The following is a 7381-nucleotide window of genomic DNA, read 5'->3' on the forward strand; positions in this document are numbered from 1 at the left end:
GTGGCGGGATGACGATGCGCGCAGCGGTAATGCAAGAGATCGCGGGGGCCGTCGGCGTCGAGGAGGTCGAGGTGCCCACCCTGCCTGACGACGCCGTCCTCGTCGAGGTGCGCGCGACGGGGTTGTGCCGCAGCGACTGGCACGCGTGGGCCGGTCCTGATGACGTCGAGCTGCCGCACGTGCCCGGTCACGAGTTCGCCGGGGTTATCACTGAGGTCGGTTCGGACGTCGTGAACTGGCGGGTCGGGCAGCGGGTGACGATGCCGTTCGTCGAGGGCTGCGGCGCCTGCGAGTGGTGTCGCACCGGTGACGCGCAGGTCTGTCCGACCCAGGATCAGCCGGGGTTCACGCACTGGGGATCGTTCGCGCAGTACGTCGTCGCGCGACGCGCGGACACGAACCTCGTCGCCATCCCCGACGCTGTGAGCTTCGCGGCCGCCGCGAGCCTCGGGTGCCGGTTCGCGACGGCCTTTCGAGCTCTGACGGCTCGTGCTGATGTGCAGCCGGGTGACTGGGTGTGCGTCGTCGGCGCCGGGGGAGTCGGACTCAGCGCCGTCCTGATCGCGAAGTCGCTCGGGGCGCGTGTCGTCGCCGTGGACCGCAACGCCGACGCGCTGGCGCTCGCGACGCGCGAGGGCGCGGACGCCGTCGTCCTGGCCAGGGGCGCCGGGGTCGCTCAGACCAACGAGCCTGTCGACGTGGCGGCCCGCGTCCACGAGATCACGGGTGGCGGAGCGCACGTCGCCGTCGACGCGGTGGGCAGCGAATCGACGTGTTCTGACGCGATTCATGCGTTGCGGCGTCGTGGGCAGCACGTGCAGGTGGGGTTGTTGCCGCCGGTGGACGGGCATCCGCGCGTGCCGATGGCCCGCGTCATCGGTTGGGAGCTCGACGTGTTCGGCAGCCATGGCATGGCCGCCGCCGACTATCCTGCGATGCTGGCGCTCGTCGCCGACGGCCGACTAGATCCCGGGCGACTCATCGCCCGCACCGTCAGCCTCGACGACGGCGCGGCGATGCTGCCGACGTTCGACGCCTCGCCGCTCTCCGGCGTGACGATGATCGACCCGCGTCGCTGACGCACCCAGCTCGCGGCGAGCGCGGTACGCGTGCTGCCGGCAGTAACCACTCCAGACGACGACAACACTGACAAAGAAGCGTCCGTCCTGTGCGTCGTCGCCCAGCGTCATGGCGGGCCCGAGGGCGCGAGGTGCGACGCATCAACGGGCGGGGCGTCGACAAGGCCATCTTGCGCCTGAGGGAGGTAGTTCTGTTCACCCCTGAGTTCGGTGGAGCATCTCGCCGACGAGCGTGCGACAGCGCTCGGCGATGTCGTCGCGGATGAGCTGCATGCGCTCGCTGCCCTCGATGCCACGCGTCGACGGCTCATCGGTGTGCCACGTCTCGATCGTTGCGAGCATGCCGTCGATCGGTTCGAGCCGTGCAGCAGAGCCGACGATGATGACGCGGTCGGCAGTGCGCAGCACGGCGGGGTCGATGGCCTTGGGATGTTCGCCGTCGAAGGTTGCGCCGAGGGTGGCGACGGCGGTCGCCGACTCCGCGTTCACGGCCCTGCCGGGCTGAGTGCCGGCGGAGTGGACATCGAGGCGCTCGCGAGCGAAATGGCGCGTGAGCGCGGCCGCCATCTGCGACTTGCCAGCGTTCTTGACGCAGACGAAGAGGACACGCGGTCGACGATCCGCGCCAGCTGCGCCGTCGGGCGAGGAGGTGGGACGGTCAGCGCGGGGCATCGTGGCCGGCCTCGAGCATGGGTTGGGGGAAGCGATCGCGCAGAGCCAGGCTGACGTAGACCAGAGCGACGAGAACGGGGACCTCGATGAGCGGGCCGACGACCCCGGCGAGTGCCTGGCCGGAGGTGACGCCGAACGTCGCGATGGCGACGGCGATGGCGAGCTCGAAGTTGTTGCCGGCAGCGGTGAAGGCGAGAGTCGTCGTCCGTTCGTAGCCCATGCCCAGGGCCCGGCCGAGCAGGTAGCCGCCGCCCCACATGAGCGCGAAGTAGGCGAGCAGGGGCAGCGCGATGCGGGCGACGTCGAGGGGGTGCGACGTGATCTGTGCGCCCTGCAACGCAAACAGGACGACGATGGTGAACAGCAGGCCGTAGAGCGCCCACGGCCCGATGCGGGGCAGAAAACGCGACTCGTACGCCTTACGGCCCCAACGCCTCTCGCCGATGCGGCGACTGAGGTAACCCGCGAGCAGCGGGAGGCCGAGGAAGACGAGAACCGACGCGGCGATGTGCCAGGGGGAGACGTCGAGATGTGATTGGTCGAGGCCGAGCCAGCCGGGCAGGACGCTGAGGTAGAACCAGCCGAGCGCGGCGAACGCGACGATCTGGAACAGCGCGTTGAGCGCGACGAGCACCGCAGCCGCGTCGCGGTCGCCGCAGGCGAGGTCGTTCCAGATGATGACCATGGCGATGCAGCGCGCGAGGCCGACGATGATGAGGCCGGTGCGGTAGGTCGGCAGATCCGGCAGGAAGATCCACGCGAGGGCGAACATGAGCAACGGCCCGACGATCCAGTTGAGTGCGAGCGAGGCGCCGAGTAGCCGCCGGTCGGACGTGACGGCGTCGAGCTTGTCGTAACGCACCTTGGCGAGCACCGGGTACATCATGATGAGCAACCCGATGGCGATGGGCAGCGAGACCCCCTGGATCTCGACGGCTGACAAGGCGTCGTCGAGGCCGGGCACGAGGCGTCCCAACAGGAGGCCTGTCACCATGGCGGCGATGATCCACACGGGCAGGAAGCGGTCGAGCGTCGACAGTCTTGCGCGGGGCGATGCAGGGGAGTTCACGGTCGGCCGCCTTGTTTCGTCATCGGTGAATACGGTGCCATCGTGAGGCGTGATTCGACATGTGTCAAAATAGTTGAGTGACGATCGACGGGTGTGAGCGGCGAGGTGAGGCGACGTCGCGGGATGGTGCGCCTCGAGTCGTGGCGAACGACAAAGATGTTGCGCGCGCTGCTGCCGTGTTCAAGGCGCTCGGCGATTCGGCGCGTCTACGCCTGTTCGACGCGATCGTCGCGGCGGCGCCGGGGGAGATCTGTGTCTGCGACCTGCCGGACCTGGAATTGTCGCAGGCGACAATCTCGCATCACCTGCGCAAGCTGCGCGACGCTGGGCTCGTCACCTCAGAACGTCGCAGCACGTGGGTCTACTACCGCAGTGTGCCCGGGTCGCTGGATCCGGTTCGGGAGCTTCTGGGGGTCGAGTCGTCCCGAGTGGCGGCCCGGACGACGCTCGCGAGGTCGTAGCGACAACGCTGGAGGCGTCACCTCCATCGCGCGTGCGCCCCTCTGATCGACGCTTGCAGCGCCGGGTGTGACTCGAACGCCGGCACCGCTGCCTGCGCGCGGGTTCAGGAGGGTGGAAGTTCGCCTCGTCCGGGCCGTACGCGTCGTTCGGCCTCGGTGATGGCGACATCGTTGATGCTCGCCTCGCGACGGCTCATGTAACCGTCGGCATCGAAGTGCCACAGCTCGTTGCCGTAGGAACGCCACCACTGACCGTCATCGTCATGCCACTCGTACTGGAAACGCACGGCGATGCGGTCGTCGGTGAACGCCCACAGGTTCTTGCGCAACCGGTATTCGTGTTCGCGCGCCCACTTGCGAGTGAGGAACTCGATGACGGCGTCACGCCCGACGATGCTCTCGCCGCGGTTTCGCCACACGGTGTCCGGCGTATAGGCGCCGGCGACGCGTTCGGGGTCTCGCGTGTTCCACGCGTCCTCGGCAGCTTGCACCTTTGCGGCCGCTGTCTCGGCTGTGAAGGGTGGGACAGGGGGACGGGGTGCGTTCATGGCGGTCTCCTGGAATAGTTGTCGTTCAGATGGATGCTACGCGTTCGATCACACGTCCGCGCCACGCCAACGAGGTGTGCGACGTGCTCGTCCCCGCGTCGGCGGGGCACACCGCGGTCATGATCGGGACGCCCACGTCGGGGGCGCCGGGCGGTACTCGATCCCATCTTGGACCTCGCGTGCGCGCTCAGCGGTGGCGAGGCGTCCGACGAGATGCAGGGCCATGTCGATGCCGGCGAAGACGCCTGCGTCCGTGATGACCTGCCCGTCGTCGATCCATCGCTGACCCGGGCATGGTTGGGCCTTGGGGTCGAGGGCCGCGACGCTGTCGAACGTGTCGTGGTAGGTCGTGAACGGGCGCTGGTGCAGCAACCCCGCGGCGGCAAGGACCGTGCAAACACTCGCGACGATGGCACCTCGCTGCGCAACCTCCTGCAGCCAGCCGCGGTGGCTCTCGTCTCGCAGACGCTCGAGCGAACCGTCGCCACCGGGCTCGATGACGACGTCGGCCCCGGGGAATGTTGACCTCTCCGCGCGCGGTGTGAGGATCAGGCCCTTCGCGGAGCGTCAATGACGGCTCCAGGTTTGCATCCGAAGTGAACCAAGCAGGCAAATAGCTCGGTGAGGCGAGCGTCACGCCGCGCCGTCTGTCACCTCGTCTGCGCGGGGCAGCAGTTTGGGCAGGATGTCGCCCAGGGTGACGACGCCACTGAAAGCGCCGTTGTCGGTGACGACGGCGAGCTGGTGGCTGCCTTCACGCATCAGCCGAAGCGCTTCATGCAGGGCCGTGTCGCGGGGCAGTTCGAGGACGGGACGGGCCACGGTGTCCGCAGGTGTCGCCGCGGGGAGCATCAGCGTGTCTCGCACGTGCACGACGCCCCGTACGCCGGAACCAGCGCCGGCGGGCTCCATCAGCAACACGCGCGTGTGCCCCTTGCGCATCACGGCAGCCTGAACATCACCGACGGTTGCCGTGGCGGGAGCCGCCGTAGGGGCGCCACGCCCGTCAAGCAGGTCTGCGATCGTCAGGCGTTCAAGGTCGATTGCACTTGTCAGTGAGGTGCGGTAGGCGAGGTCGAGCGCTCCGACGCTCGCTGAGTGCTCGACGAGCTGGCGCAATGACGTCGAGTCTTGCGATTCGCTGACTTCATCGACCGGTTCGACACCGGAGCGGCGCACGAGCCAGTTCGCGGCACGGTTCAACGCCGCAAGGATCGGACGTGTGACACGCATGAAAGCGCGCATCGGCCGCGCCAGCATGATCGCGGACTTTTCGGGGTGTGCGATCGCCCATGACTTGGGCGCCATTTCCCCGATGACGAGGTGCAGGAACGTGACGATGATGAGCGCGAGGACGAACGCGGCGACGTCGGCCGCCGTCTCACCCAGGCCGACCATCTCCAGGGGTCTCATCAGGGCGTGGTGCACGGCAGGTTTGGTGATGGCACCCAATGCGAGGGTGCACACGGTGATCCCAAGCTGTGACGCTGCGAGGAGCATCGTGATTTCGCCCGAGCTGCGAAGCGCCGCACGAGCGGACGCTGACGGGTTGTCTTCAAGGCGGTGGGTGCGCGCGTTGATGAGGGAGAACTCGGCGGCGACGAAGAACGCCGACAGGGCGATGATGACGATTGTCGCGATAGTCGTGGCGAAGGGATTCATCGGTCGCTCCCTTCTTCCTCGGTGTCGTGCGGGGCTGATTCTGGTTCGAGCAGGGTCAACCTGAGCAGGGACGGCACGTGCCGTTCCACAGCAAGAACTTGGATGTCGAGGCGGGATGGCGGGGCGTCCTCATCCACGGCCAGTACACGCGGGCCCTGGGGTACGTCGATGACGACACGCTCACCGACGCGCGGGAGCGTACCGAGGCGACCCACCACGAGGCCCGCCACCGTTTCGTATTCACCCTCGGGCAGGTCTACGTCAAGAGCACGTTCGACCTCGTCGATGTGCACGGACCCTTGCATCACCCACTGGCCGTCATCGGGCAGCGGCGCATACTCGGGTAGGACCGGGTCGTGCTCGTCGGTGATTTCCCCGACAACTTCCTCTGCCAGGTCTTCGACGGTGATGATGCCGGTGAACCCGCCGAACTCGTCGATGACACATGCGAGTTGCTGCTTGGCGCGGTCGAGTTCGCTCAACGCGGTGGACAACCCCATCAGCTCAGGAACGATCAGTGCCGGACGCATCACCGACGAGACCGGCCGATCGCCATCCTGTGCGGCGAGCACATCGACGAGGTGCACGACACCGGCGACGTCGTCGGTGCCGTCGATCACGGGGTAGCGCGTGTGCCCTTTCGCCATGAGAGCGCGCATCTCAGCGATGTTTGTTTCAGTTCGCACTGAGTCGACCTGAGCGCGGGGGATCATCGCGTGATCGACGTTCTGGGTGGGAAAGTCGATGATGCGATCCAGCATGTCTGACAGTTCCGGCGCGAGGTCGCCCGTCTGCTTCGACGCCTCGACAACGTGGTGCAGGTCATCCGCTGTGGCGGCCTGCTCGACGTCGTGCACCGGTTCGATGCCGACACGCTTCAACAGCAGCTCAGCGGACTTGTCGAACACCCAGATGGCCGGACCGAACACCTTCAAGTACAGGGCGCTCGACCGTGCGAGAGCGCCGCTGACCTGCTCGGGGCGAGCTATAGCGTAGTTCTTCGGGTAAAGCTCACCGAACAGCATCTGCACGAACGTGGAGAAGGTGATTGCGAGAATGCCGCCCACGGTCAGGCCGATGCCGGTGGGGATGCCGACTCCGCCGAGCATGGAGGACAGCGCCATTCCGATGAGTGGTTCGGCCACGTAGCCGACAAGCAGGCCTGTCACGGTGATACCGAGCTGCGCGCCGGACAGGAGGAACGAGGTGCGGCGGGTGATAGCGAGGGTGCGGCGTGCCGTGTCATCGCCTGCCTGCGCGCGAGCCGTCAGCTTGGAGCGGTCCACGGACATGTAGGCGAACTCTTGCGCCACGAAGTACGCCGTCACTGCGGTGATCGCAAGAACGACGACGACACCGCTCAAGAGGGACAAGGCGTCGTTCATGGCCGCTCCGCCCCGGGTCCGCTGAACATGTTGGAAAAGGGCGGCGGTGGTAGGGGGTTCATCCGTATTCCCGATCGTGGGTTCGCGACAGCCGCACTGGGCGCGACTCGCGCGCTCTGCGCGTGACGGCCCAGCGTAGCCCGTACTGTGTCCCCATCTGTCCTAGTCCGCTTAGGGGCGGCGGTGCACCGGGTGCCGCTACCGCTCGACGACCCACGTCCGGTCGGAAAGCACCGGCCGTTTCCCTCATCGGGGACAAGAAGCGGTCATTCCACCCGGTCGGCCTGTAACCGGGCGGCGCGGTTCAAATTGGATGCAACAAATAGGCGGCGTGGTCCTGGCTATCTGCTGTTGGTTCACCCTGGAAGCAAAGCGACATGTCATTCGCCATCCAAGGTGAACCACTGACTCGCGGAATAAGGGGCCTGGTTCACTTTGGATGACAGCCCGGCGGCCGCCAGGCACCATCCAAAGTGAACCAAATCAGCACGGATTAAGTTGAGGA

General features: G+C 66.9%; 8 protein-coding genes. 2 read left to right on the plus strand and 6 right to left on the minus strand.

Annotated features, from left to right (window positions below; all coding sequences use genetic code 11):
- Positions 1-14 precede the first annotated feature (14 nt).
- Positions 15-1079, plus strand: a complete 1065-nt coding sequence (locus tag NQ706_RS11390; protein WP_038570859.1) for an alcohol dehydrogenase catalytic domain-containing protein — start codon at positions 15-17, stop codon at positions 1077-1079.
- A 195-nt stretch (positions 1080-1274) separates the two neighbouring features.
- Here the strand turns inward: NQ706_RS11390 and NQ706_RS11395 are convergent, their stop codons facing one another.
- Together NQ706_RS11395 and arsB are read right to left on the minus strand one after the other, a co-directional pair.
- Complete coding sequence (locus tag NQ706_RS11395) at positions 1275-1751, minus strand: low molecular weight phosphatase family protein (protein ID WP_038568067.1); 477 nt, start codon at positions 1749-1751, stop codon at positions 1275-1277.
- Entirely contained in the window at positions 1738-2820 is a 1083-nt protein-coding gene (gene arsB / locus NQ706_RS11400) for an ACR3 family arsenite efflux transporter (protein ID WP_038568069.1), read from the minus strand. Before arsB ends, NQ706_RS11395 begins: the two co-directional genes overlap by 14 nt.
- 140 nt (positions 2821-2960) lie before the next feature.
- Between arsB and NQ706_RS11405 the strand changes: the two genes are divergently transcribed.
- Positions 2961-3281: a helix-turn-helix transcriptional regulator gene (locus NQ706_RS11405; protein ID WP_200874208.1), complete on the plus strand. Its 321-nt coding sequence runs from the start codon at positions 2961-2963 to the stop codon at positions 3279-3281.
- A gap of 104 nt (positions 3282-3385) precedes the next feature.
- Here NQ706_RS11405 and NQ706_RS11410 read toward each other — a convergent pair whose 3' ends face one another.
- The 4 genes from NQ706_RS11410 to NQ706_RS11425 form a co-directional block, all read right to left on the minus strand.
- Complete coding sequence (locus tag NQ706_RS11410; protein ID WP_038568072.1) at positions 3386-3829, minus strand: nuclear transport factor 2 family protein; 444 nt, start codon at positions 3827-3829, stop codon at positions 3386-3388.
- Between the two features lie 117 nt (positions 3830-3946).
- Positions 3947-4381 (minus strand): DJ-1/PfpI family protein, encoded by a 435-nt coding sequence (locus NQ706_RS11415; RefSeq protein WP_081873651.1) that lies wholly within the window; start codon positions 4379-4381, stop codon positions 3947-3949.
- 81 nt (positions 4382-4462) lie between these two features.
- Complete coding sequence (locus NQ706_RS11420) at positions 4463-5491, minus strand: CNNM domain-containing protein (protein WP_038568075.1); 1029 nt, start codon at positions 5489-5491, stop codon at positions 4463-4465.
- Entirely contained in the window at positions 5488-6876 is a 1389-nt protein-coding gene (locus NQ706_RS11425; protein ID WP_038568077.1) for a hemolysin family protein, read from the minus strand. Before NQ706_RS11425 ends, NQ706_RS11420 begins: the two co-directional genes overlap by 4 nt.
- Between the last annotated feature and the right edge of the window lie 505 nt (positions 6877-7381).

The organism is Dermacoccus sp. BD5 (assembly GCF_044878485.1).
GTDB lineage: Bacteria > Actinomycetota > Actinomycetes > Actinomycetales > Dermatophilaceae > Dermacoccus > Dermacoccus nishinomiyaensis.